The sequence below is a fragment of the Sphingobacterium spiritivorum genome, assembly GCF_016724845.1.
Taxonomy (GTDB): domain Bacteria; phylum Bacteroidota; class Bacteroidia; order Sphingobacteriales; family Sphingobacteriaceae; genus Sphingobacterium; species Sphingobacterium spiritivorum_A.
The window spans coordinates 3,224,654-3,246,591 of the sequence record NZ_CP068082.1 but is presented as its reverse complement, the minus strand read 5'-3'; the positions used below and the strand labels follow the sequence as shown (position 1 = coordinate 3,246,591).

General features: G+C 37.7%; 22 protein-coding genes. 4 read left to right on the top strand and 18 right to left on the bottom strand.

The window, feature by feature from the left end; genetic code table 11:
* The first annotated feature begins 1 nt into the window (after position 1).
* The gene (locus tag I6J03_RS13715) at positions 2 to 3,079 is read left to right on the top strand and encodes an efflux RND transporter permease subunit (RefSeq protein WP_003011947.1); all 3,078 of its coding nucleotides are present in this window, start codon (positions 2 to 4) and stop codon (positions 3,077 to 3,079) included.
* 9 nt (positions 3,080 to 3,088) lie between these two features.
* Positions 3,089 to 4,390 carry a TolC family protein gene (locus I6J03_RS13710; RefSeq protein WP_003011945.1) on the top strand — a complete coding sequence of 434 codons (1,302 nt, stop codon included), beginning with the start codon at positions 3,089 to 3,091 and terminating at the stop codon, positions 4,388 to 4,390.
* Positions 4,391 to 4,417: 27 nt separating this feature from the next.
* Here I6J03_RS13710 and I6J03_RS13705 read toward each other — a convergent pair whose 3' ends face one another.
* Positions 4,418 to 4,963: a hypothetical protein gene (locus I6J03_RS13705; protein WP_003011943.1), complete on the bottom strand. Its 546-nt coding sequence runs from the start codon at positions 4,961 to 4,963 to the stop codon at positions 4,418 to 4,420.
* A gap of 155 nt (positions 4,964 to 5,118) precedes the next feature.
* Between I6J03_RS13705 and I6J03_RS13700 the strand changes: the two genes are divergently transcribed.
* Complete coding sequence (locus tag I6J03_RS13700; protein WP_003011941.1) at positions 5,119 to 6,135, top strand: zinc-binding alcohol dehydrogenase family protein; 1,017 nt, start codon at positions 5,119 to 5,121, stop codon at positions 6,133 to 6,135.
* Positions 6,136 to 6,206: 71 nt separating this feature from the next.
* Here the strand turns inward: I6J03_RS13700 and I6J03_RS13695 are convergent, their stop codons facing one another.
* The 13 genes from I6J03_RS13695 to I6J03_RS13635 all read right to left on the bottom strand — a co-directional run bounded on the left by I6J03_RS13695 (position 6,207) and on the right by I6J03_RS13635 (position 17,487).
* Positions 6,207 to 6,767, bottom strand: a complete 561-nt coding sequence (locus I6J03_RS13695; RefSeq protein ID WP_003011940.1) for a DUF4230 domain-containing protein — start codon at positions 6,765 to 6,767, stop codon at positions 6,207 to 6,209.
* 209 nt (positions 6,768 to 6,976) lie between these two features.
* Entirely contained in the window at positions 6,977 to 7,540 is a 564-nt protein-coding gene (locus tag I6J03_RS13690; RefSeq protein ID WP_003011938.1) for a thermonuclease family protein, read from the bottom strand.
* Positions 7,522 to 7,815, bottom strand: a complete 294-nt coding sequence (locus I6J03_RS13685; RefSeq protein WP_003011936.1) for a hypothetical protein — start codon at positions 7,813 to 7,815, stop codon at positions 7,522 to 7,524. The genes I6J03_RS13690 and I6J03_RS13685 overlap by 19 nt, the downstream gene beginning before the upstream one ends.
* A 40-nt stretch (positions 7,816 to 7,855) precedes the next feature.
* The gene (locus tag I6J03_RS13680) at positions 7,856 to 8,362 is read right to left on the bottom strand and encodes a hypothetical protein (protein ID WP_003011935.1); all 507 of its coding nucleotides are present in this window, start codon (positions 8,360 to 8,362) and stop codon (positions 7,856 to 7,858) included.
* Positions 8,359 to 10,353, bottom strand: coding sequence for a J domain-containing protein (locus tag I6J03_RS13675; protein WP_003011933.1), 1,995 nt, complete (start codon positions 10,351 to 10,353; stop codon positions 8,359 to 8,361). The genes I6J03_RS13680 and I6J03_RS13675 overlap by 4 nt, the downstream gene beginning before the upstream one ends.
* Positions 10,346 to 11,323, bottom strand: coding sequence for a DUF4407 domain-containing protein (locus I6J03_RS13670; protein ID WP_003011931.1), 978 nt, complete (start codon positions 11,321 to 11,323; stop codon positions 10,346 to 10,348). Before I6J03_RS13670 ends, I6J03_RS13675 begins: the two co-directional genes overlap by 8 nt.
* Before the next feature lies 1 nt (position 11,324).
* Positions 11,325 to 12,569 carry a DUF4407 domain-containing protein gene (locus tag I6J03_RS13665; RefSeq protein ID WP_003011928.1) on the bottom strand — a complete coding sequence of 415 codons (1,245 nt, stop codon included), beginning with the start codon at positions 12,567 to 12,569 and terminating at the stop codon, positions 11,325 to 11,327.
* Between the two features lie 6 nt (positions 12,570 to 12,575).
* Positions 12,576 to 13,040 (bottom strand): hypothetical protein, encoded by a 465-nt coding sequence (locus I6J03_RS13660; RefSeq protein ID WP_003011926.1) that lies wholly within the window; start codon positions 13,038 to 13,040, stop codon positions 12,576 to 12,578.
* Positions 13,041 to 13,051: 11 nt separating this feature from the next.
* Positions 13,052 to 14,140: a type I restriction endonuclease gene (locus I6J03_RS13655; protein ID WP_003011924.1), complete on the bottom strand. Its 1,089-nt coding sequence runs from the start codon at positions 14,138 to 14,140 to the stop codon at positions 13,052 to 13,054.
* Positions 14,127 to 14,459 carry a YegP family protein gene (locus tag I6J03_RS13650; protein WP_003011922.1) on the bottom strand — a complete coding sequence of 111 codons (333 nt, stop codon included), beginning with the start codon at positions 14,457 to 14,459 and terminating at the stop codon, positions 14,127 to 14,129. The genes I6J03_RS13655 and I6J03_RS13650 overlap by 14 nt, the downstream gene beginning before the upstream one ends.
* Positions 14,460 to 14,785: 326 nt before the next feature.
* Positions 14,786 to 15,451 (bottom strand): response regulator, encoded by a 666-nt coding sequence (locus I6J03_RS13645; RefSeq protein WP_003011917.1) that lies wholly within the window; start codon positions 15,449 to 15,451, stop codon positions 14,786 to 14,788.
* Between the two features lie 11 nt (positions 15,452 to 15,462).
* The gene (locus tag I6J03_RS13640; RefSeq protein ID WP_236586227.1) at positions 15,463 to 17,046 is read right to left on the bottom strand and encodes a tetratricopeptide repeat-containing sensor histidine kinase; all 1,584 of its coding nucleotides are present in this window, start codon (positions 17,044 to 17,046) and stop codon (positions 15,463 to 15,465) included.
* A 273-nt stretch (positions 17,047 to 17,319) separates the two neighbouring features.
* On the bottom strand, positions 17,320 to 17,487 hold the full coding sequence (locus I6J03_RS13635) for a hypothetical protein (RefSeq protein ID WP_003011910.1): 168 nt from the start codon (positions 17,485 to 17,487) through the stop codon (positions 17,320 to 17,322).
* 368 nt (positions 17,488 to 17,855) lie between these two features.
* Here I6J03_RS13635 and I6J03_RS13630 point away from each other — a divergent pair, with 368 nt between their 5' ends.
* The gene (locus I6J03_RS13630) at positions 17,856 to 18,704 is read left to right on the top strand and encodes a hypothetical protein (RefSeq protein WP_003011908.1); all 849 of its coding nucleotides are present in this window, start codon (positions 17,856 to 17,858) and stop codon (positions 18,702 to 18,704) included.
* Between the two features lie 89 nt (positions 18,705 to 18,793).
* On the opposite strand, the gene I6J03_RS13625 is transcribed toward I6J03_RS13630, so the two are convergent.
* From I6J03_RS13625 to I6J03_RS13610, 4 genes are all read right to left on the bottom strand, one after another.
* A complete protein-coding gene (locus I6J03_RS13625; protein WP_003011906.1) occupies positions 18,794 to 19,315 on the bottom strand; it encodes a GNAT family N-acetyltransferase in 522 nt (173 codons plus the stop codon).
* Positions 19,316 to 19,383: 68 nt separating this feature from the next.
* On the bottom strand, positions 19,384 to 20,106 hold the full coding sequence (locus I6J03_RS13620; protein WP_003011904.1) for a DUF3667 domain-containing protein: 723 nt from the start codon (positions 20,104 to 20,106) through the stop codon (positions 19,384 to 19,386).
* A gap of 115 nt (positions 20,107 to 20,221) precedes the next feature.
* The gene (locus I6J03_RS13615) at positions 20,222 to 20,716 is read right to left on the bottom strand and encodes a cupin domain-containing protein (protein ID WP_003011902.1); all 495 of its coding nucleotides are present in this window, start codon (positions 20,714 to 20,716) and stop codon (positions 20,222 to 20,224) included.
* 148 nt (positions 20,717 to 20,864) lie between these two features.
* Complete coding sequence (locus tag I6J03_RS13610) at positions 20,865 to 21,929, bottom strand: alpha/beta hydrolase (RefSeq protein ID WP_003011900.1); 1,065 nt, start codon at positions 21,927 to 21,929, stop codon at positions 20,865 to 20,867.
* Positions 21,930 to 21,938 lie beyond the last annotated feature (9 nt).

Sequence of the window (21,938 nt, the reverse complement as noted above, 5' to 3'; positions counted from 1 at the left end):
GATGAATCTTTCCGCGATATTTATTAAAAGACCGGTACTGACAATCGTAGTTAACGTGACGATCATCCTGTTTGGCTATATCGGGTATAGTTTTCTGGGTGTACGGGAATATCCCTCTATCGATCCCGCTATCGTATCTGTCCGTACAAATTATGCCGGGGCCAATCCCGATATTATCGAATCTCAGATCACCGAACCTTTAGAAAAATCCATCAACTCTATCGATGGTATTCGTAACATTACATCTTCCAGTAGCCAGGGTTCAAGTAATATTACTGTAGAATTTGAATTGGAAAAGAACCTGGAGGAAGCAGCGAACGATACACGGGATAAAGTGTCTCAGGCGCTGCGAAGTCTTCCACAGGATATAGACGCTCCTCCTGTAGTTTCCAAGGCCGATGCGGATTCTGAACCTATCATTACGCTGACCATGCAAAGTGATACCCGGGACAAATTGGAACTCAGTGATTATGCTGAGAATGTAATCGGTGAGCGTCTGCAAACAATACCCGGAGTAAGTAGTGTACAGATATGGGGACAGCAGCGTTATGCGATGAGGCTATGGTTTGATCCGGCTAAACTGGCAGCTTACAGCGTAACAGTAGATGATGTAAGGGCAGCTCTAAGTGCACAGAATGTCGAACTGCCGTCCGGAAAAATCGTGGGTGCCAATACCGAACTTACCGTCAAAACTGTCGGCAACCTATCGACTGAAAAAGAATTTGAAGATATTATCATTAAGTCAGATAGTGACAGGATTGTAAAGTTCAGTGATGTGGGCTATGCTAAATTACAGGCTGAAAATCTGGAAACAAAAATGGTAAGTAATGGGAAGCAACTGGTAGGGGTAGCGATTATTCCTCAACCGGGTACCAACTACATCGACATTGCCAATGATTTTTACAAATTACTCGACCAGCTGAAAGAGGATATCCCTGAAGATATTACCCTCAATGTTGCCGCTGATAATACCACATTTATCAAACAGTCTGTTATCGAAGTGGCGGAGACTTTACTGATTTCTATTGCTTTGGTAACGTTGATCATTTACTTTTTCTTCAGAGACTGGGGAATCGCACTCCGACCTTTACTTGATATTCCGGTATCGCTGATTGCGACTTTCTTTATCATGTATATCTTCGGCTTTTCCATCAATGTACTGACACTTCTGGCGATTGTCCTTGCCACTGGTCTGGTCGTGGATGACGGTATTGTCGTCACCGAAAATATATTTAAGAAAGTAGAGGCCGGTATGTCTCCTATTGAGGCTGCATTGAAGGGATCAAAAGAAATCTTCTTTGCTGTTATTTCGATATCGGTGACGTTAGCAGCTGTATTTCTTCCCGTAATCTTTCTGCAGGGATTTGTAGGCCGGCTCTTCAGGGAATTTGGGGTCGTCATAGCTTCTGCGGTGCTGGTATCGGCCTTCGTATCGCTGACATTGACCCCTATGCTGAATGCCTATCTCATCAAAGGAACTGGTCACGAAAAATCTAAATTCTATATCTGGACAGAACCGTTTTTTGAAAAAATGAATAGCGGATATGCGAAGATACTTGAGCATTTTATGAAAATAAAATGGATCAGTTTTCCGATTCTGATTCTTTGTTTTGTAGTGATCGGTATCATCTTCGGATCCATCAAGAAAGAAACAGCTCCATATGATGACCGCAGCAATGTGAATATCAACGTAACAGGCCCCGAAGGAGCGACTTTTGAATATATGGACAGGTATATGCAGGAATTTGATAAGTTGATTGCGGACTCTGTTCCTGAAAACAAAATCAGTCTTGTGATGACCTCTCCTACTTTTGGAACAGGGTCTGTCAATAACGGCCGGGTAAGGATGACACTTGTAGATCCCGGAGATCGCTCCCGTTCACAGGATCAGGTAGCTTCGGAATTGACGAAATGGACCAAGCAATACGACGGTGTACGAACCAATGTTTCGCAACGCCCGACCATATCTGTCAATCGCCGCGGAGGTCTGCCGGTTCAGTATATTATACAAGCTCAGAATTTTGATAAGTTGCGGGAAAAGATTCCGGTATTTATGGAAGAAATCAATAATGATCCCACCTTCTCCACTACAGATATCAATCTCAAATTTAATAAACCGGAGCTTCATGTATCTATTGACCGGGCCAAAGCCCAGACGATGGGAATTTCGGTATTGGATATTTCACAAACGCTGCAAATGTCCCTGAGTGGCCAGCGGTTTGGTTATTTTATGAAGGATGGCAAGCAGTATCAGGTGATAGGTCAGATTGAAGATGACAAAAGAGCAACGCCTCTGGATCTGAGTGCAATCTTTGTTAAGAATAATCTGGGGCAACTTGTACAACTGGATAATCTGGTACAGCTAAAAGAAGAAAGCAGTCCTCCCCAATTGTACCACAATAACCGGTATATGTCTGCTACAGTATCTGCAGGATTGGCTCCGGGTATGAGTATGAATGACGGTATTGCTGCGATGGATCGGGCAAAAGCTAAAGTACTGGATGAAACCTTCACGACAGATCTGAGCGGTGAATCCCGCGATTTCGTGGAGAGTAGTTCGAATACGATGTTTGCATTTGGTCTGGCTCTGCTATTGATTTACCTTATTCTGGCGGCTCAGTTTGAAAGTTTTCTGGATCCGTTTATTATTATCCTGACCGTGCCTATGGCCGTAGCAGGTGCATTGATCAGTCTCTGGTTGTTCGGACAGACATGGAATATCTTCAGTCAGATCGGAACGATTATGCTTATAGGACTGGTCACAAAGAATGGTATTCTGATTGTAGAATTTGCCAATCAGCTGAGGGAAGAAGGGATGCCAAAATTTGAAGCGATTATGCACTCTGCCGAATCCAGACTTCGTCCCATCCTGATGACCAGTCTGGCTATCGCTCTGGGTGCTTTGCCGATTGCGCTGTCTCTGGGTGCTGCCGCTACCAGTAGAATCGGGATGGGTGTCGTTATCGTAGGCGGTACTATATTCTCCCTCATACTGACACTGTTTGTGATTCCTGCTATTTATTACATGTGGTCCAGAGCAAAAAAACACAGACCTGAATTTGATAATATTGAAGTTTAAAAATAGACGATGAGACATACATTGACACTGCTTACTTTGCTTTGTAGCATCAGCTTCAGCACCTACGCACAGGAGCTGCTGACGATGGAAGATGCGCTGACAATTACGCTGGAAAACAACTTTGATATCAAAATAGCAAAAAACAATACACGTATTGATCAGCAAAATTTCAGCTTGGGAAATGCCGGGATCCTGCCACGGGTGACAGGCAATTTCACCCGAACCAATTCTATTCAGAATTCCAGACAGGTAAGGGCTGACGGACAGGTGCAGGAACTGAATAATGCCAAAAATGATAATATGAACTACGGTGTAACCTTGAACTGGACTGTTTTTGACGGATTCAGGATGTTTGCCAGATATGACCAGCTGCGTGAGATTCAGAAACAGGGTGAGACGGAAGTGAAATATGAAATACTAACGCAGGTAAGTGAAGTCATTGCGACGTATTACGATCTGGTGCAGCAACAGAAAATGTTAAAAGCGCTGGATACGGCTATAGATCTGTCAGAATATCGTCTGACTATGGCAAAAAACAGATTTGAGATCGGAAAAGCTGCAAAACTGGAAGTATTGAATGCTCAGGTGGATCTCAATACGGATAAAACAGCCTTATTGCAGCAAAAGGAATTGTATGCTAACACCAAGACTTATCTCAATCAGCTGATGACCCGTGATCTGAATACTCCTTTTAGGGTGATGGACAGCATTGCGATCAATGATCAGCTTAAACTGGGTGAACTGTTGCAGACCGCTGAAAATCAGAACCCGCAAATCCAGCTGGCACTCATTAATAAACGCATATCAGAATATAACCTTAAACAGATAAAAGGCGAACGCTATCCTGTCATTGCGCTCAACAGCGGTTATAATTTCAATGAATCGCACTCGTCTCTGGGATTCGCCACGGAAAACAAAGGCAAGGGATTCAACTATGGTGTAACGGCTTCTGTGAATATTTTCAATGGTTTTATCCAAAACAGAAATGAGAAAATTGCGAAGATCGAAATTGAGAATTCAGAACTGCAGATCGGACAACAGAAACAGACGATCAATGCACAGGTCACTACTCTTTTCCAGACTTATATAACTAATATCGGCCTGGTTGATCTGGAGAAGAAAAATGAAGAACTCGCTAAAGAGAATATGGATATTACGCTGGAGAAATTTAAAATAGGGACCATTACAACTCTGGAAGTGCGAACTGCGCAATTGAATTATATCAATGCGATGGCCAGAAGCTACACCGCTCAGTATCAGGCAAAATTATCGGAGATCAGATTAAAGGAACTTTCGGGCAATTCATTTTAGACGGAATGGCATAAAATGAACAGGCTGCTATTCTTCAAATTCTACCCACTTCCTTTCCAGATATACCGGAGCAAGTAAGATATCATCCCGGTAGAGGTTTGCTTTTACAAATGCTCCCGCATCAGCCAGATATTTAATGCTGATATCCGACATACTTGCAGAATCATAATACGATCCATACAAACACTTGTTGGGGTTATCTTTTACATCGTTGGTAAATACAGATATCAGAAACATCTTTTGGGAAGTTGTATCCGGTTTACTGTATCCAAAAACACGGTAATCTGCTCTTATATTGTTGTAGACATGGATCGTACTGTCTGTCTTGGATATCTCTGCTCTTTGCATGGATTCTTCATCTATTGGCTCGGGATACACTTCTCTTACCCGTTTTTCTTTTACTGTAGTATGCGCCGGTCTGCTATTCTGAATGCTGTCCGTCTCTTGATCTGTGTTGAGGTCATTAGCAGATGAGTTATTTTTATCGGGATTTCCACAACTCCATAAGGACAGCATCACTGTCATTATCAGAAATGTTTTCATGTTTTCGCGCGGAAAGATATATAATGCCATTTGAAACCAGGTTTTTATTTAGGAATAATCTTACAAAGATCATTCCTGATCCATTAGCTTCGAAAAAAATCCTGATATTTGAAAGTATCGTTTTAACAGGATTTTCTGATTCAATCACTTGAAAATCAAACTCAATATATAAACCAACTTTTATAATGAAAAAACTTGTCTGTCTGACTCCCGGAGAGTTTGTATATACAGAAGAATCTATTCCGGCTTTGCCTGCTGACTATACCCTGCTTCGGATGAAAAGACTGGGAATATGCGGAACGGATTACCATGCTTTTGAAGGAACACAGCCATTTTTCAGTTATCCGAGAATATTAGGACACGAAATTGCTGCAGAAGTAGTAGAGACACAGGAAAACAAAGACTTTAAAACAGGCGATCTGGTGACAATAAGTCCATATTTCTATTGCGGTAAATGTATAGCCTGCCGCAGAGGAAAGACAAACTGCTGTGTGAACATCAAGGTTTTCGGAGTCCATATTGATGGTGCTATGCAGGAATATATTGTAGTTCCTACTTCTTCTTTGCTCACAGGAAAAGGATTGACAGCAGAGGAACTGGCGACAGTAGAACCTCTTGCTATAGGTGCACACGGTGTACGTCTGGCACACATTGAACCGGGAGATAATGTTTTGATTTTAGGAGCGGGTCCTATCGGATTGGGGACTATTGCTTTTGCCAAAATTGCTGGAGGAAATGTAATGGTACTGGATGTAAATAACAACCGACTAAACTTTTGCAGGGAAAAACTGGACGTAGAGCATACTATCAACCCACTAAAGGTGGATGCATCAGAGCAGATAAAAACTATTACAAATGGTGATATGGCAACCGTAATTATAGATTGTACCGGTAATCTGAATGCGATCAATAATGGCTTTGAATACCTGGCTCATGGCGGAAAATTTATAATGATAGGACTACAAAAGGGTACGATAGAAGTTGTTCACCCCGAGTTTCACAAAAGAGAAGCGGTACTGATGAGTAGCCGAAATGCTCTTCCGTTGGATTTTGATTTTGTTATAAGCTGTATTCGTAATGGGCAGATTAAGCCGTTGGACTTTATTACGCACCGCGTCGCTTTCAATGAGGTCAAAGATAAATTCAGAACTTTATCTGACAAAGATGCAGATGTCATTAAAGCTCTGATTGTATTTGACTAAGAACAGTTCTGAATGCTAAGGCTGAAAAAGTTACTATTCCTGCTCATTCTGTAATGAGCAGGAATAGCATATTATTCAAATGATAAACTCATTTTACTAAATCCCAGACCTGTCAACAGTGGTTTGAATACCGTGACAGCATTTGTACGTGTCTGTTGCAGAATATCCGATTTACGCACTTCAGCAGCAACTTCCTGCTCGGCACTTTTGTACGCTTCGTCTACCAGATCGGCTTCTCTGAAAAAGGCCATCTTTGTATCGTATACACGGGAAGCTTTGTGGTCGATCTTGATATAGCATATCTCCGGTTGCGGAAGTTTTATAGATACCGAATCTCCTGTGACTGTGATATCTTCTGCCTTTAGTTTAGTAAGATCGATACAACCGACGGCATCAGCCTTAATAATCAACAACACACTGGCATCCGGCAAAAACGTGGATACATTCTTATGTTCTACTACATCGCTGAAACGGTATTTTACCAATTCCAGTTTACCCATTGCCTCTATGCGTTCTATCAATATCTGGTGTTTACTTTCTACCGTGGTCTTGGGACTAAATTTGTCAGCAACAAGCCAGCCTAAGAGCCCGACTACTGCAACTATCATTAAAATCTTTAATAATCTAATCATAATCAGATATAATCAATTTACAGACCAGTTTTTTATGCGCTTAATGGTTTACCTTCCGGAAGTCACAACAGCACAATCAAAATAAACACAAGTAATTGATTAACAAAACTTTAAATCAAATTAATTGTATTAAAAAAGATACAAATCAACTGTCCGGACCATGACAATATGTAAGCAAAAATGATGAAATGACGATGAAAATTGTTAAGCTAATTGAACCTGCCGGAATAGGATTTTATCCTGCCTGATGAATATCTCCTCACCGACCGCCACTCCCATGGCGCCACGGCATCGGGATCTTTCCAGAGGCCTGCCCTGTTCTTTCGGGCTTCTCTTTCGAGTCGGGCATACAATGGATCTTTGGAGTATCTTTTAAAGTGCCAGGCCATACCTTGTATGATCATTTGCTGATTGACGATCTGTTTATTGGTATTCACAACAAGAGCTATAGCCCTGCCGTAGCGGTCGTATTTTTCTATCTGCACTGTGACGTACTGCCCATAACACAAATCGGATAGGGCTTTTTTTGCGGCTTTACCATAGGGTTGTGATTTCTTCAACTCCGGACTGTCAATATGTGACAGCCGTATTTTGAGCGGTTGACCTTCATACAGCACTTCCATGCTGTCTCCGTCTATAATGCGGATCACTTTGGCGCTGAAGGTCTGCCCTTTCAGGTTTTTCTGCAACGGTTGCCGGATCTGCTTCTGTCCGTGTACCGGACAGAAGCAGGTCAGCAATGTGATCAGCAGGATCAGTCTTCCCAGCCACATAATGTCTTGCCGTTATTTTTTGCTTTTTCAATCGTAGTCTTGACGATCTTTGAGCCGCAGTTGCTCAAACCTCTGCAGTTTTCTTTGAAATGGTATCTTTTGGCGGTCTTACTACTGCAGATATAGACTTTATCTGAAGCTGATCCGGCACTCGTACCGGATGTACTTTTAGTATCTGCAAAGGCATTAACCGGAACATCTTTACTATTTTCAGTTCGTGGATTGGTACAGGTGATACTGTTAATGATCAGGAGGAATATGAGGTAGGTTTTCATGATTGATATTTTAGAAATATTACAAAAAAGTAGTTGTATGCTAATTAAATAAAGGGATTTCTATGGAAGGAACACAAAGATTTAATATCATAGTCAACAAGTCAGAAACAGATACAATTATCCCTAATAGTGCTATTCCTTTAATTAAAAAATAACTGTAATTGTTAGATGCCATCTGTGCTTCATCATTAGTTTCTCTAATTACGATCTTAATTAAAAAATGACTGATGAAGTACCAGAAAAAGAACCACAGAATTGCCAAACCTATCAATAACCCTGTTGCTTTACCAATATCCAAATAAACATCCGCCGTGTTTAATCTTAATAGAATATCGACCGATTCTGTAGTTTTAAAAAAGGTTTTCTCAAGAATTAATGTACAAGCAATAAAAAGTGTAGAGAACCAAATCCCAAAAGAAAGATTGATATTCCCTTCTTCATCATACTTTGCTTTAAACTTTCTCAATATTACATTTAACATCGTGAGAAAAAGCATAATTCCAATCAATATGATTAACGAGGCAATGATAAATTTTAAATTGTTCATTTTATTTTAGATTTTAGAGATATTTTCCAATAATTAAGATTTGATATTTTATTAGGAATTACACCCGCTTCTGCTTTGTATGTCGTTGTTTCCCAAAGACTATAGTTTGATTTTTTATATGGAAATCTAATTCCAGCATAAGGCAGATTTATACCGATTAAAGAATGTTTATAATGTGAACTACTCAACAGAATTACATCATATTTATAGTGGCTGAGCATGGTATAAAGTAATAGAGTACGCGTATCGCAATCACCTTTAAGATTTGATATAAATTCTACCGGGCTATTTATTCCGAACCTTTGGTTTCCTTCACAATAAGCATCAACTGAAGTCAAATATTTTGTCGTGAATTCATCCTGATAAAGAGAGGGATTACAATCCTTTGGCAATATAAGTGTATAAGGAATACTCTGAACAAATGAAACTATACTTTCAGCAAAAGCCTTTTGATCAAGCTTTTTTTCTGTTTTTATGGAATCAAACATACTATAAAGTCCTCCCATTTTATTTTGATCAAACTCTTTTAATGTATGAATAATACGGTTATAGTTTTGCTGATTGGTGGCTTCTATTGGAATATTAAGCTTGTTAAATGCGGAAGATCTCAAGTCAGCTGATTTTACGGTATATGTTCCTTCATATGTATTTTCTGAATAATCTTCCCATTTTACATGATTCACAATCATAGAATCTTTTACTATAATTTGTTGTTGCTTTGGTCGTATTTGTCTCTTTTGAACTAATGAATTCTGCGAATGACGCTGACTTTTAGTCTTTGCTTTATTTATCTCCGTAAAAAGACTAACAAATCCTAACAAATAAAGACAACCAAGGGCCATCCAGAAAAATCTTAAAATCCACTTTAAAATACTTGGTGGTAACAGTGCTAAAAGGAATAATATGGCAGGAAATAGTAGAAAAAAGATTAAAGCTGGAAAAATGAAAATAAATATAACAGTGATTATAAGCATGGTTAACCACCCCAAACTACCTCCCAAACACCCTGAAGGGTTTGTTGCTTTATATTGAGAATTATAATTCCATTTACCCCAATAAACATCTTTATAGTCACTCTTAAAATATTGATTTCGGTAATAATTACCTTTATTTTCTACTACTCCGGTTGGAACATAGGTCTCACGTGTCTCAATCCTAACCCATTCACCCCAATAAGTCGTACAATCCGCTGAGAAATACTCTTTTCTGTAATATTTGTGACCATCTTCTTCAAGTGTCTCTGTTCTACCAGTCTCCCCAAAACATTCAGTAACAATCTCCTCTTCTATTGTAGTTTTAAAAGACGAAATATAACCGTAGAAGATTCCGCTTAAAACACCATAACTTTCATTATCATATTTGGTAACCTTTTCTATTCGAGGCACAGGAATAGTAACTCTTTGTATATTGAGAGCATAATTAACAGACTTTTCACCATCAAATATTACGCTTTTTACAGGTAATTTAAGATCTAATTCTAATGGTTGAAATTTTTCAAAGACGGATTTAAATTCTCCTTCAACTTCATCGGTAATAGATATATCAGAAGATTGAATTTCTGCGTTCACTTCTAAGATTTCCATTCTATAAAATACTTCACTTAGAAAATTGACAGAACCTTCTTCTATATAGACTCCTTTATATTTAATCTGAAGTTTTCCTTTTATATAAATACGCGTTTCCTGAGTTATAGTCTTTTCTCTTACATACTGTCTTTTATTAGACTTGAGCGGATCAGTTTTACTATCCTTTTCTTTTATTTCTTTGTGTCTTTTCCTATAGTCATCGTAAATTGCCTTATCTTCCTCATTGCTGATAACTTCATAAGCTTCATTAATTTGACGTATTTTAACCTCATACTCCTCATTTCCAGGATGGAGATCGGGATGATACTTTTTAACCAATCGACGATATGAGCGTTTTACTTCTTCAATCGTCGCTCCTTCTTGAAGTTCAAGAATGGTATAATAATTTTTCTCAAAATCAATCATTGGGAAATTGTTTTAAAAAATCATCTTGAGAACGATAGTAGGGATTTTGCTTACGTATGGTATTAAATGGGGGGTCGATATATGGCTCATAAAAACTAACACCGAATAATCCATATTTCAAAACAAAAGTATTGGTGTAGTTTTCTTTAAAATTTTCATATTCACGGATAACTAGTTCTCTATCTTTTTCCTTTTTTAACTGATAATATCCGCGATTTCCTGAAATAGAATATATAAGTAATAGAGGCGCACAGAAAATTATTAATATCAATACATTAATCAACACACCTAAACGGTACCTACCAGCAATTTCTATTCTTTTAATAAAAAAATCGGAACGATTTATTTTCTCAAAAGCAGCAGTATTAGCTTGATCTATTCGATTGTTTATATCATTCAATTGCTCCTCAATTTTAGTAAGTTGATTTAGCATTGAAGTATTTTCTCCAAAAAGCATATAATGCTTCTTTTTAAGATTTAATTTATTAATTTCAGATATATACAGATTTTTATTTGTCAAACAGAAATTCTGATATAACTCCATTTTGTGTTTTCGTATATCTATTTTTAATTGATCTCTCAAAAAGAATATTTTGATTGGCTGTGCAATTAGAAAACCGATTAACAGCACAAACCCTACTCTTGAAATATTGGATAGATTGAAAAACTTTAATTTTGGACCAGGGAATACTTCTTTTGAAAATGTCTGGATGAGAAAAACATAGATATTACAAAACATTAAAGAGAAAAACAGGGAAAACAAGAGCTCTGCATACCACATCTTAAACATTAATTCAAATCCATAGAAAACGGAGAAAAAACTAATGAACAGAATCAAAATAATTAGAATTCCTGAAATGTAGAACTTGATTAAATTATGTTTGGATTTTTTTAAAAGGTAATAATCAATACCTATTAACGACACGATGGACTTCTCTTTTATTACATTAGGGTAATGTAGCTTTCCCATATCAATTTTCTTTCATATAGTCAGAAGGGTTTTCTTCTATATCATTAAGCTTTTGAATTTTCCAGGTGGCTATTGCTTTAGCACTCAGTTCGCTTTGCGCTTCCAGTAAACTAATTTTTTCTTTCAGTAATTTGATAACTTGATGATTCGTTATACTATCACGTTCATGTCCTTCTCTCCCGTCTTCTGCAGGAAAAAAATTGTACTGCACTTCAATACCTTTGTCTGCCTTTATGAGTTCTTTTATATTCTCTTCCATGTAATCATAAGGACTTTTTATCAACATGAGCTTAAAAAAAATAGGAGTCAACTCAATAGTCATGAAAAGTAACGTAACAAATAGAGAGATTACCCAGCCAGCTTGTTCATGTGCCAATTTGATCCTCTCCAATAATCCATCCAGACCCGCTGATACCTTATCTGACTCTTTAAGTTTTGTTGCCCGATCAATTTCTAACTGATCTAATTCTTTTTTGACCTTAATGTATTCGGGATCGCCTTTAATAGAAGTAATTTCAGCCTCATTGGCAGCTAGCTGGCTTTTAAACTCCATACACTTACTCTTACAATCACCATTAGAAGTTTCAAAAGCTATATCAGCTTTACGCTGTGTACTGATTTGTTCCAATTGAGCAATTTTTTCCAGTGTGGTTTTTATAGTTTGTTCCTTTTTTTCTATTTCAGAATTAAACACCTTATCAATATTAGCTTTATATGCTTGCTGCTGTTGTATCTGCTTATCATGCAGAGCTACATCTATTTCAGTTTTGAACATTCTAATCTCAACTGGTTTTGATATGGTTAGTGCTATAATAGCCCCCATAATAATTCTTGGTAGAGCACCTAATAATTCTTTTTTGGTGATAGCCTCAGTGCCATCTCCCTTACCAGTTGAGGTTACTATAAACCTATCAATATTAAAAATTATAGCCCCCCATATCATCCCAAACACGATAGACATTAATGCTGTCGGAATATGTGTTGGATCATAGTCACCAGCAACATTTCCAACCATTTTAAACGAATCTATAGCATTACCTTTAGGTGCAAATATGGTATAGAAAGCGTATCCTCCTGCGATAGCTGCCATTACACCAGTTGCTATAATAATACCTCCGAGACAAACATATTTGATCTGATCAGCGTAAGTACTACGTTCCAAAATAAAACGATCTGCACCAGCGGCTTTCCAAAAAAGGCGCATAAAACTACTAGATTTAGGGGATTGATAAAGTTCCTTGTCCATAAGATGTTAATTGGGATATGAAAGATTAATAACTTTTTGGATATACTTCTTATCCATAAGTTTGGCTTTAAATGAATTAATAGTGAATCTTGAAATTTTTGGTTGCGTTGTCATCAGATTGATCTCAGCAGAAAAAGAAGATCTCACATTTAAAATAAAATCCAGTGATGTATCTAAAGTAATGTGTTTAAGGGTTACTAGATACTTTCGGCTCCTCCAAGAACTGGATATAATCACTTCTAAATTTTCTACCTTTTCCAGAAGAGTTATGTATGTGGATCCAGCTACCAAAAAAGATTTAAAATTTGCAGACTTGATCTTTAAGCGGAAAGCATTTTCCATTTTCCAGGTAAAGACAAAATGATTTTTCTCTTCAGCAATGTAATCTACATAATCAAAAAGAACAAAAGATGGTTCGTCAAGATTGAAAGAATTTTTAATCCAAATCCAAATAAATCGAAAGTATCTCATTGTAATAAAGGCTAATAATTATCCACTGTGAGGTGTAACTCAGCCCTGTGATTATAGATTTCATCCAGATCGGTCAGCATTATCTTTTCTCCGGCATCTTTTCCGTTATGGAATAGCTCTAAGTATTTGTTAGAGGTGTTAAAATGAAATCTACAGATTGGCTTACGGTTATTGTTATCCAACAAGACTCCGAAATAAGACTGCGTATCTCGGTGTGCAATTCTTTCGGAAGATATTTTTTCACGAAGAATAGCTTTTACAATCTGGAAGGCTTCCATTTCTTCGTCAGTAGTAATGACCTTTTCAATGTCTTTATTTTCATCTATAGAAATCGGCTTACTGCTATCCTGTTTCTCGATTTTCTCATTGATATGCAAGGCAGACTTTAACCGGTCGCTGATGGATTCGTTGATTGAAACTGTCAAGGCTTTTTTAGTATACTCCTTAAATACCGTCATACGGCTTGCCGTTAACGATTTATCAAAAAAACGGTTCACTAACAGTTTGACCATTTCGTCCGAAGGATTCTCAATTTCTTTTTCAAATTCCTTTCGGATGGCTTTGATATATTTTAAGGCTTCTGCCGAATCGAGAATATTTTCCAGGTTATACTGATTCTTAGCAAAGCTTTCCAGAATTTTAATGGAGCTGTCTTTCAGATCTTCAATATCAATGGTTAGAAATGGTTTTTCATCCATTATATTCGGCTTCTCCAGATCGGTATAGAAATTGTATTTCAACCCATTGGTCAATACTCCAAACCGGGATTTGGAGACATGGTAATAGCGATGCAACTGTGAGTTGTGGGCATCAGCATTTTCTTTCCAGTGTTTGCACTCAATGATCAGAATGGGTTCATCATTATTTCTGATCACATAATCTACTTTTTCTCCTTTTTTGGTACCGATATCACAGATAAACTCGGGTATTACTTCTGTGGGATTAAAGATATCATACCCCAATAGCTGAATAAAGGGCAACACAAAAGCATTCTTTGTGGCTTCTTCGGTATTGATCTGATCTTTCAGACCATTTACACGTTGGTGTAATTGCTCCAGTTTAAGTTTAAGTTCCATATCCATCAGCTTAGATCGTTTCATCTATTATTTCAGCATCGGGTGCATTTGCTTTTACGGAAGCGATCCCATTATCCCGACCTGCACCGCTGGCATACATCTGACTGGTGCCAATAATCTCTCCGTTTCCGGCTTTGAGATTGAAGTAGTACGCACCGTTTCTGGCTTGTTTGCTATCGAAGCGATGATCCATAGGAGCATTAGTCTTTACTGATGCTATGCCGATATGACAGGATGCCTTTGTCTTATATCCTTCACTGGTGAGAATAACCTGTCCATTGGCCGCTTCGAGGTTAAACTGGTATTCACCGTTTGTTCTTTTTGTCAGTATAAATTTTCCCATTTTGATTTTTTTAATTGTTTAACTCCTCAAAAGTAGAAAGGCGGTGAGGGCTTTATTTACGGGAACCCGTAAAGCATAGAAGTATTTTTAAAATTTATGACGGAGAATTTTGTAAACTATAAAAAGGGGGCTATCCTTAAAAGGGAAGGGAATAGAAACTATTCCCTTATATCCACAAAACATCACAAAAAAAACAGTAGAAGACTGATCATAGAAACTTTACAGCCTATCAAAGAAGTTCAGTTAAAGCACCAGAAATCCTGCTATTCCTTTTATCCGGAACAGATCTGTACTTGAAAAATATAGTTATGATTTAGATCAGGAACTTATATAATCCCGATGTCTTTACAGAAAGCAATGAGTTGCTCATTCTTTGTAAAGTCGAGAGATTCTTTCATATGATTAAGACGTTTCTCTACGCTGCTTAGTCCGGAAGGTTTAATATTCCGCTGCTGCAGATGGAAGGGTATATCTTTTTGCAGAACTCCCTGAGAGAGCAGGGAAATAATTGTGATATCAAAATCAGCAAATTCGTAAGAATTTCGTTCTTTAACAATTGGCTTTAGATTAGGAGAACGGTATTTCCGATTCTGGTAGATGGTATTAATAGCTTCTTTCAGATACTGGGCATCATTACGCGCCTTCCTGACATAGGCATCGATACTCAACTCTTCAAAGAGCGTATCAATTACCTGTGACTTATCTTCTGCGGAAAATACAACGATTTTTATTGTTGGTTGTTCCAGTTTGACTGCTTTGATAAGATCATCGCCATTAGGAAGTCGCTGCCGATATTGATCTTCCTCAAAAGAAAGATCAGTTATGAGCAAATCATAAGGCTGATCTGCTTTCAAAGCTTTTTCTATACGTGTAAGAGCGTCATCACAGTAATACACATAGTCTGTATGTTGTATTCCGAGATCAGCCAGTGTTTTCCGTACTGAAATATTGGCACTCTCCTGGTCTTCTGCAATTAATACTTTTCTAAACATCCTTTGTCAATTTAAGATACAGGAAAGGAAAACTGTATTTTCAATCCTCTTTCCGTTTGAGTTTCAAAGGTAATTGCTCCCTGAATATTCTCAATACGGGTTCCCGTATTTTTCAAACCATTGTTAAATTGAAGGTTATCTTTGATGCCTATTCCATTATCCGAATAAGAGATCCGGATCCGATTATCATTCCTTTCGAATTTCACAGCAACATTACTGGCACCACTGTGTTTTTTCATATTCACCATGAATTCCTGGAGAATATGTTCTACCTCATACTTAACTTTTGCATCCACTTTCTTCCACAGTTCCCCGGTATTTCCGATCAATACAACCTTGACCTGGTCTGTCGCAAAAGATCTTAACAGAGCCGCTATTTTTTCATGGAAATTCTGGTGTTCAAATTCAATTTTTTCATAGGAGATATCTCTGGATTTTTCATACATATCTTCCAGTTTGTCCAGCACATTATCCCGGTTTAATTCCTCCTGATTCTCAATTTCGGTCATCACCCGATACAATCCGTTCGCAACTACATCATGTACCTTTTTTGAAGTTCGCAACTGATTCTCCCGGATAGCAGTTTCCGTTTTCAATTCCAGACGTTGCCGTCGTTTTCTATACAAGATTATGACTATAACTGAGCCCGATAAAACCAGAAACAGCAAACTGACAAGCATGAATCCTTTCTTTGTATTATCCTGTTGAAGTTTAAGGTTCTCTGCTTTATGTTTTTCTGTCTCATACCGTATCAACGCAAACTGATTTTTTGCTGCATTACGGGCTGTCTGTACACTATCATCAAGTGCCTGATAAATTTCAAAATAATGCTTTGATAAAGCCGCAGGACTAAGCTTAATCAGTTTTTGTAAGCCCTCCAATTGGTCATCCGCACTTTTTATCTCTTTAGCTACAGCATACATACGGTTTGCAAAGTATAATGCAGAATCGGGAATGCTTTTATGATAATAATCTGAAAGATGCGCATAGCTAGAATTCTGTCCCCAAAGATCTTTTTCTTGTGTTCGGATTGCTAATGCTTTAAAAAGCTCTGGACGAGCATCGTAATTGGGATTCTGAAGCCATTTTGTATAAGCGATATTAGTTAATGCACGTGCATATTCAACTTTATTCTTACTTGTTCCAACAAGAATATGCTGAAACAATTTTAATGACTCCGTGTAGTTTCCAATTTCCTGATAAATTTTTGCCATGTTATTTAGATAAACACGGGTATTCAAAGAGTCTTCTGAAAATTTAACAGCCAATTCATAAAACCTTAAAGAGTTATCATAGTCTCTTAGATTATATGTTGCAACTCCAAGATTATTATAATTGGAGCCTAGATAATAGTGGTGCTTTTTTATGTTTTCATTTAAATATTTGATCGCCTCTAAGGATGTTTCCTGCCCTCCAAAAAAGTCGCCTTGTTCTGTTAGCGTGATTGCATTATTTATTAAACATTTACCAGCTCCTAAACTATCATTTACTGACAGGAATAATTCTTTTGCCTTATCAAAATAGATAAAAGCACTGTCCAATTTATTTATTTCAACAAATTCGAATGCTTTATCAAAGTAAGGGTTAACAACCACTTTTTCCTGATGATCAGCTTCTTTGCTACAGGATAAAAAAGATATAAACAACAAGTATAAAAAAAGAGGTCTCAAGACAAGTATAATTTCCTCTAAATTACAAAAAAATAAACCAAAGAGTATATCCCTTTGGTTTATTTGTGTTGCATAAAGTATTCTTTTATAGCACACTCTTGTATTCAAAGTAATATCAGGAATTCTGATATTCTAAATCTAATTAAGAAAATATTCTAAAAGAAGTAGGGCGGTTAACCCTGCCCTACTTTTTTATTCTTATTTAGGACGAACCTGCCCTGTGTCTCCACCTGTATCTCCGTCATCTGGTGTATCCGGATCATTAGTATTGTTATAGGTTGTCGCTGTACCGTTATTGTTATGAGTTGTCGGTGTGCCTGAAGGAGATATAAGTCCTAATAATAAAGCAATAAAAAATGATAACATAAGTCAAAAATTTTAAAAGTGAAATACTCTGTAGTTCACCGCGAAACAGATCGCGGCGATTGCTACACGTTGTAAATCAGAAGGCCTTCTGAAATTTTTGGGAAGTGTGTGAGATTCAAACACGGAAGCGGGTAACTGCTTCCCAAACCGGCTACTAACCTCCGTGTTATCTTCTCTTTTTTGAAATCAGTTTTGTATCTTTATTCAGCTATTGAATCAAAGCTTGACCTGATTGCTGAAACAAAATTAATACGCATAACCAACTAATTACCAAACAATTCCGATGATTCCATCAATTCCGATGGAATTCCGGAAAACCGTAAAAGATTCCGGAAATTCCGGTGTATTTTTAATTCTAAATTTTTGAAATGATGTTTGATGATTATAAAAAGGAAGTACTAAATTCTTATCTAAATAAGAAAGAAAAGCATGAACTTTCTCAGAATTTGGAATGTCCTACTCCAGCTAAACTAAGAAGAGAATGCTTGACGGTACTTGAAAGAAGGTTTCTAAAAACAGACAGAGATATTATCAGGGAATTCTTCGAAATAGGAAATGATGTGACAGATTATGCTCAAAGTATTAGGAAATTTAAGGATGTTGATAAGTTCAAACCTCTTATAAATTATCTCAAACGTGAAACTAGAGATACAGAAGATAAAAACATAAAACTTCTAGCATGGCTTGTAGACTTTACCCCGAGACCATTTGAAGAATGGAGACTAGCAAATAAACCAGTTGAGCCTGAAATCACTTCCGATCCTCCTAAAGACTTACCACCAGGAGAAGAAGAAACAGAGCCAGGAGAAACTGTTTCCCCAGGCCCTAAAAAACCATGGTTCAAACGAAATATTAAGCAAACAGCTTTGAGTCTGATGGCAGCAACAACATTATGCGGAGGGACATATATGTTCGCATACAATGGAAGTCAGGGCTGCATGTACTGGACGGGTGACCGCTACAAATCTGTCCCCTGTCAGGAAAAGGTAGAAGGTGCAACAGTATTGGCATTAGACTCTGCAAAACTGTTCAACTTCAGAAAAATAAATGTTCCGGAGACCTTGACAATAAGTTCCATAAATAACCTCTGGTATACTAAAATAACCGTGGATAGTGCAGAATTCTATACTGGCAGCGGATTTCATCCGCTTTTCCCGGAGAAAAGACTGAAACCAGTAACTCCATATATTCTAAATAAATATGTGCTGAATAAGTAAACAGATACTGGTAAGAACAAAAAAAGGGAGCTATTAAAATAAGTTTTAATAGCTCCCTTTTTATCTTATTATAGCAACAGTTGCTTATTCTATACCAGTTGCAGTTTCATCATAATATCGGTTTGTTCTTCGTCACCCAATCTAAAAATATGTTTATCAAATTCCACAAAACCATTTTTCTTATAGAACCGGATGGCCCGCGGATTTTCTTCCCATACTCCTAACCATACATAAGAGGCGCCTTTTTCCTGTGCTACTTGTATTGCTTTATCATATAGCAACTGGCCGACTTGCTGACCATGGAATTCTTTCAACACATAGATACGCTCAATTTCGAGTGCTTTATCATCTTTAAGTTCTGTTTGAGATTGTCCCTGGTTCAGTTTCAGATAACCGATCACTTCACTGTTGAGCACAGCAAAATAGAATTCAGAATCCGGATGCTGAAGTTCGGCGGTCAGCTTATCTAATGCGAATCCTTCATCCAGATATTTAAGCATATTTTCTGCCGAATTCTCTGTGGAAAAAGTTTCCGAGAACGTCCGCTTACCAATCTGTTGCAATTGATCTACATCACTAAGCGTAACTTTATTTATGATGATATTTCCCATACTGTTTTGAGCTTTTACCGTACAAAGATACCGTATTATAAATTCTTCAGAGGATATCTGAATACCAATTAGTGTTTTAGTAATAAATCGACCATCGTACCGATAATCAGGATGGCTACAGAAAAAGAAACTGTACCCAACACATAGGCAAAGAAGGCCTTCAGGTAATTAACCGTTTTTTTGCCAAAGAAATTACCAATTCCCCATGTTGTATATATTAATACGATCACTGAAGCAACCGGTGCCAAAGGCAGATGGGTCACTCCTTCCAATAGTGCAAATAGCGCGCAAAACAACATTTCGATACCCATTACAAAAAATAAAAGGATGATTATTTCATAAAAATTGACATCATACTTTCTGAAGAATAATCTTACCCAGGCTGCTATGAAGATTCCCATTATTAAATTCGCATATCCATAGTGACCTTGTACCCATTGATTAAGATAGTTAACGGCAGATGCTTTCTTTGCATACGCAATATTTATATACCCTTCTTCAATATGAAAAAAATGTGCCGTCAACGAATAAATGAGTGAAGTGATAACAATAAAGATGATCGGCTTGACAAGTCTGTTTCTGTTTTCGGAAATAAATTCGCGAACACTTGCTCCCGGATGAAGCAGTAATGCCTTTATCGTATAAAGAATTCCCTTTTCAAAATGTAAGACATGTTCAATTTCATGTTTAATATAATGACCGTTTATCCTATCCAATTTCACTTTTTGCCCACAATCTGAACAATAATTACCGGTAATAAGTGCATTGCAGTTACGACAATTTTCAGCCATTTAGTTTTATATTTAGCATTAATAATGATTTCAATTCTTTTCAGCGCAAAGTTAATTATTGTGCTAATAAAAATATGAAATTCAAAAAGAAAATTGTCTAATGCTTCTAAAACCTTTAATGTTTTGGACCATTATGGTATTCTGCATCAGTTACCGGCTTTAGCCATACCGTTTCCCCTTTTTCACGGCCGGTTATGGCTACCTGTACAAATGCTGTATCCGCACTGGCTCCATGCCAATGCGGAACGTCCACCGGACATTTTACCACTTCACCTTTTCTTATGACCACTTTTTCCTTTCCCTCTTCCTGATAATAACCTACACCATCGAGTGCCAGAATAATCTGTCCGGCCGGATGGGAATGCCATTTTGTTCTTGCTCCGGGCTCAAAGGTTACACTTCCTACAGCATTCTGATTGATACTATCTGCTGTGACCAGATTATTCAGCCAGGCTGTTCCGGTAAAATTATCATTGGCTATTTTTTCGCCCTTTTCAAAGATCTGGTTATTCATTTCCGAGGTTTTATTTTCAACAGATTGAGTATTGCCTTCACATGCAACCAGCATGGAAGCGATTATCAAAGGAGAAATTACTTTTATGTATGTCATTGTGAATGGATATTAAGTATTAAAATGTGTAAGATGAACTTTATAGAATTTTTGAAGATGCTAACCGGCTAACCTTTGTTGCGATTACAGATAGTACAATATACGCATTACTAATCCCGGTATTGGGAAAGGTCATTTACGTCGTTATTTATTTCAGATATTCTTTAAAAAAACTATCCAGTTTATGAACTGCCTGCTTTACATATTCAGGCTTCCAATAGGTCTCAATATGACTGGCTCCGTCAATCAAAAATAACTCCTTGTTGCGTGCATTGATTGCTTTGGGGAATGCCTCATCAGTCATATACTTTGTATCGGCTTTGCTTCCGGCCATCATTAACAAAGGCTGATCTATCAATTCAATCTGATTAGTAGCATCCCAGGTCATTAAGTCAAGTAAACTACTAGTGGTATACAGGAAAGTTGAATTGGGATGTGCATGAGTCCTGTAATAATAAACAAATCCATCCTGATACAAGCCTGCCGGAGTTTTGGCTATTTCGTCGTCTGTTACACTTGCTACGCCTGAATAAAGGATCTCCCTACCTTCGGCTTCCTGTCTACGCGCATCCGATGCTTTTTGAAGACGCTCCTGGATCGTGTTTATCTGAGAGTTCTGGAAACCATTGCGTCTTACCTCTCCTGAATTAAACATACTTAGCGTAGCAATTGCTTTAAGTCTTTTGTCAGATTGAGCAGCTTTAAGGGTGTAACCACCCCCGCCACAGATACCTAAAGCACCTACACGACTCTCATCTACCCCTGCATACTGACTGATAAAATCAGCCATACCGTGAATATCTTCTGTACGGAATGCAGGATTGTCTGTATGACGAGGCTCTCCGCCACTTGCGCCCTGATAAGCTGCATCCGCAGCAAGGGTTATATAACCTGCTTCAGCCAGACGCTGGGCATACAGCCCGGCTGTCTGTTCCTTTATACCGCCATTAGGATGTGCGACCACGATGGCCGGGTATTTCTTTGCAGCATCGTAATCAGCAGGTGTATACACATTGGCAGCGATATCAATCCCATTTAATTTATATGTGACAGGATGGATATTTACTTTTCCTTTTTCATTTTTAATAATAGCTCCGTCATATACCAGAGTGTAAGGATTTTTATCCTGTTCTTTTTGTTTAGTTTGTGCATTCACATTAGCTGTTTCCGCTATTGACATCGCAAATGCGACTATTAATGATAATTTTTTCATCTTTTGAAT

What these genes read in the sequence shown, in the direction of transcription:
- I6J03_RS13715 (WP_003011947.1), top strand. Translation starts at nt 2, where the DNA reads ATGAATCTTTCCGCGATATTTATTAAAAGACCGGTACTGACAATCGTA.
- I6J03_RS13710 (WP_003011945.1), top strand. Translation starts at nt 3,089, where the DNA reads ATGAGACATACATTGACACTGCTTACTTTGCTTTGTAGCATCAGCTTC.
- I6J03_RS13705 (WP_003011943.1), bottom strand. Translation starts at nt 4,963, where the DNA reads ATGGCATTATATATCTTTCCGCGCGAAAACATGAAAACATTTCTGATA.
- I6J03_RS13700 (WP_003011941.1), top strand. Translation starts at nt 5,119, where the DNA reads ATGAAAAAACTTGTCTGTCTGACTCCCGGAGAGTTTGTATATACAGAA.
- I6J03_RS13695 (WP_003011940.1), bottom strand. Translation starts at nt 6,767, where the DNA reads ATGATTAGATTATTAAAGATTTTAATGATAGTTGCAGTAGTCGGGCTC.
- I6J03_RS13690 (WP_003011938.1), bottom strand. Translation starts at nt 7,540, where the DNA reads ATGTGGCTGGGAAGACTGATCCTGCTGATCACATTGCTGACCTGCTTC.
- I6J03_RS13685 (WP_003011936.1), bottom strand. Translation starts at nt 7,815, where the DNA reads ATGAAAACCTACCTCATATTCCTCCTGATCATTAACAGTATCACCTGT.
- I6J03_RS13680 (WP_003011935.1), bottom strand. Translation starts at nt 8,362, where the DNA reads ATGAACAATTTAAAATTTATCATTGCCTCGTTAATCATATTGATTGGA.
- I6J03_RS13675 (WP_003011933.1), bottom strand. Translation starts at nt 10,353, where the DNA reads ATGATTGATTTTGAGAAAAATTATTATACCATTCTTGAACTTCAAGAA.
- I6J03_RS13670 (WP_003011931.1), bottom strand. Translation starts at nt 11,323, where the DNA reads ATGGGAAAGCTACATTACCCTAATGTAATAAAAGAGAAGTCCATCGTG.
- I6J03_RS13665 (WP_003011928.1), bottom strand. Translation starts at nt 12,569, where the DNA reads ATGGACAAGGAACTTTATCAATCCCCTAAATCTAGTAGTTTTATGCGC.
- I6J03_RS13660 (WP_003011926.1), bottom strand. Translation starts at nt 13,040, where the DNA reads ATGAGATACTTTCGATTTATTTGGATTTGGATTAAAAATTCTTTCAAT.
- I6J03_RS13655 (WP_003011924.1), bottom strand. Translation starts at nt 14,140, where the DNA reads ATGAAACGATCTAAGCTGATGGATATGGAACTTAAACTTAAACTGGAG.
- I6J03_RS13650 (WP_003011922.1), bottom strand. Translation starts at nt 14,459, where the DNA reads ATGGGAAAATTTATACTGACAAAAAGAACAAACGGTGAATACCAGTTT.
- I6J03_RS13645 (WP_003011917.1), bottom strand. Translation starts at nt 15,451, where the DNA reads ATGTTTAGAAAAGTATTAATTGCAGAAGACCAGGAGAGTGCCAATATT.
- I6J03_RS13635 (WP_003011910.1), bottom strand. Translation starts at nt 17,487, where the DNA reads ATGTTATCATTTTTTATTGCTTTATTATTAGGACTTATATCTCCTTCA.
- I6J03_RS13630 (WP_003011908.1), top strand. Translation starts at nt 17,856, where the DNA reads ATGATGTTTGATGATTATAAAAAGGAAGTACTAAATTCTTATCTAAAT.
- I6J03_RS13625 (WP_003011906.1), bottom strand. Translation starts at nt 19,315, where the DNA reads ATGGGAAATATCATCATAAATAAAGTTACGCTTAGTGATGTAGATCAA.
- I6J03_RS13620 (WP_003011904.1), bottom strand. Translation starts at nt 20,106, where the DNA reads ATGGCTGAAAATTGTCGTAACTGCAATGCACTTATTACCGGTAATTAT.
- I6J03_RS13615 (WP_003011902.1), bottom strand. Translation starts at nt 20,716, where the DNA reads ATGACATACATAAAAGTAATTTCTCCTTTGATAATCGCTTCCATGCTG.
- I6J03_RS13610 (WP_003011900.1), bottom strand. Translation starts at nt 21,929, where the DNA reads ATGAAAAAATTATCATTAATAGTCGCATTTGCGATGTCAATAGCGGAA.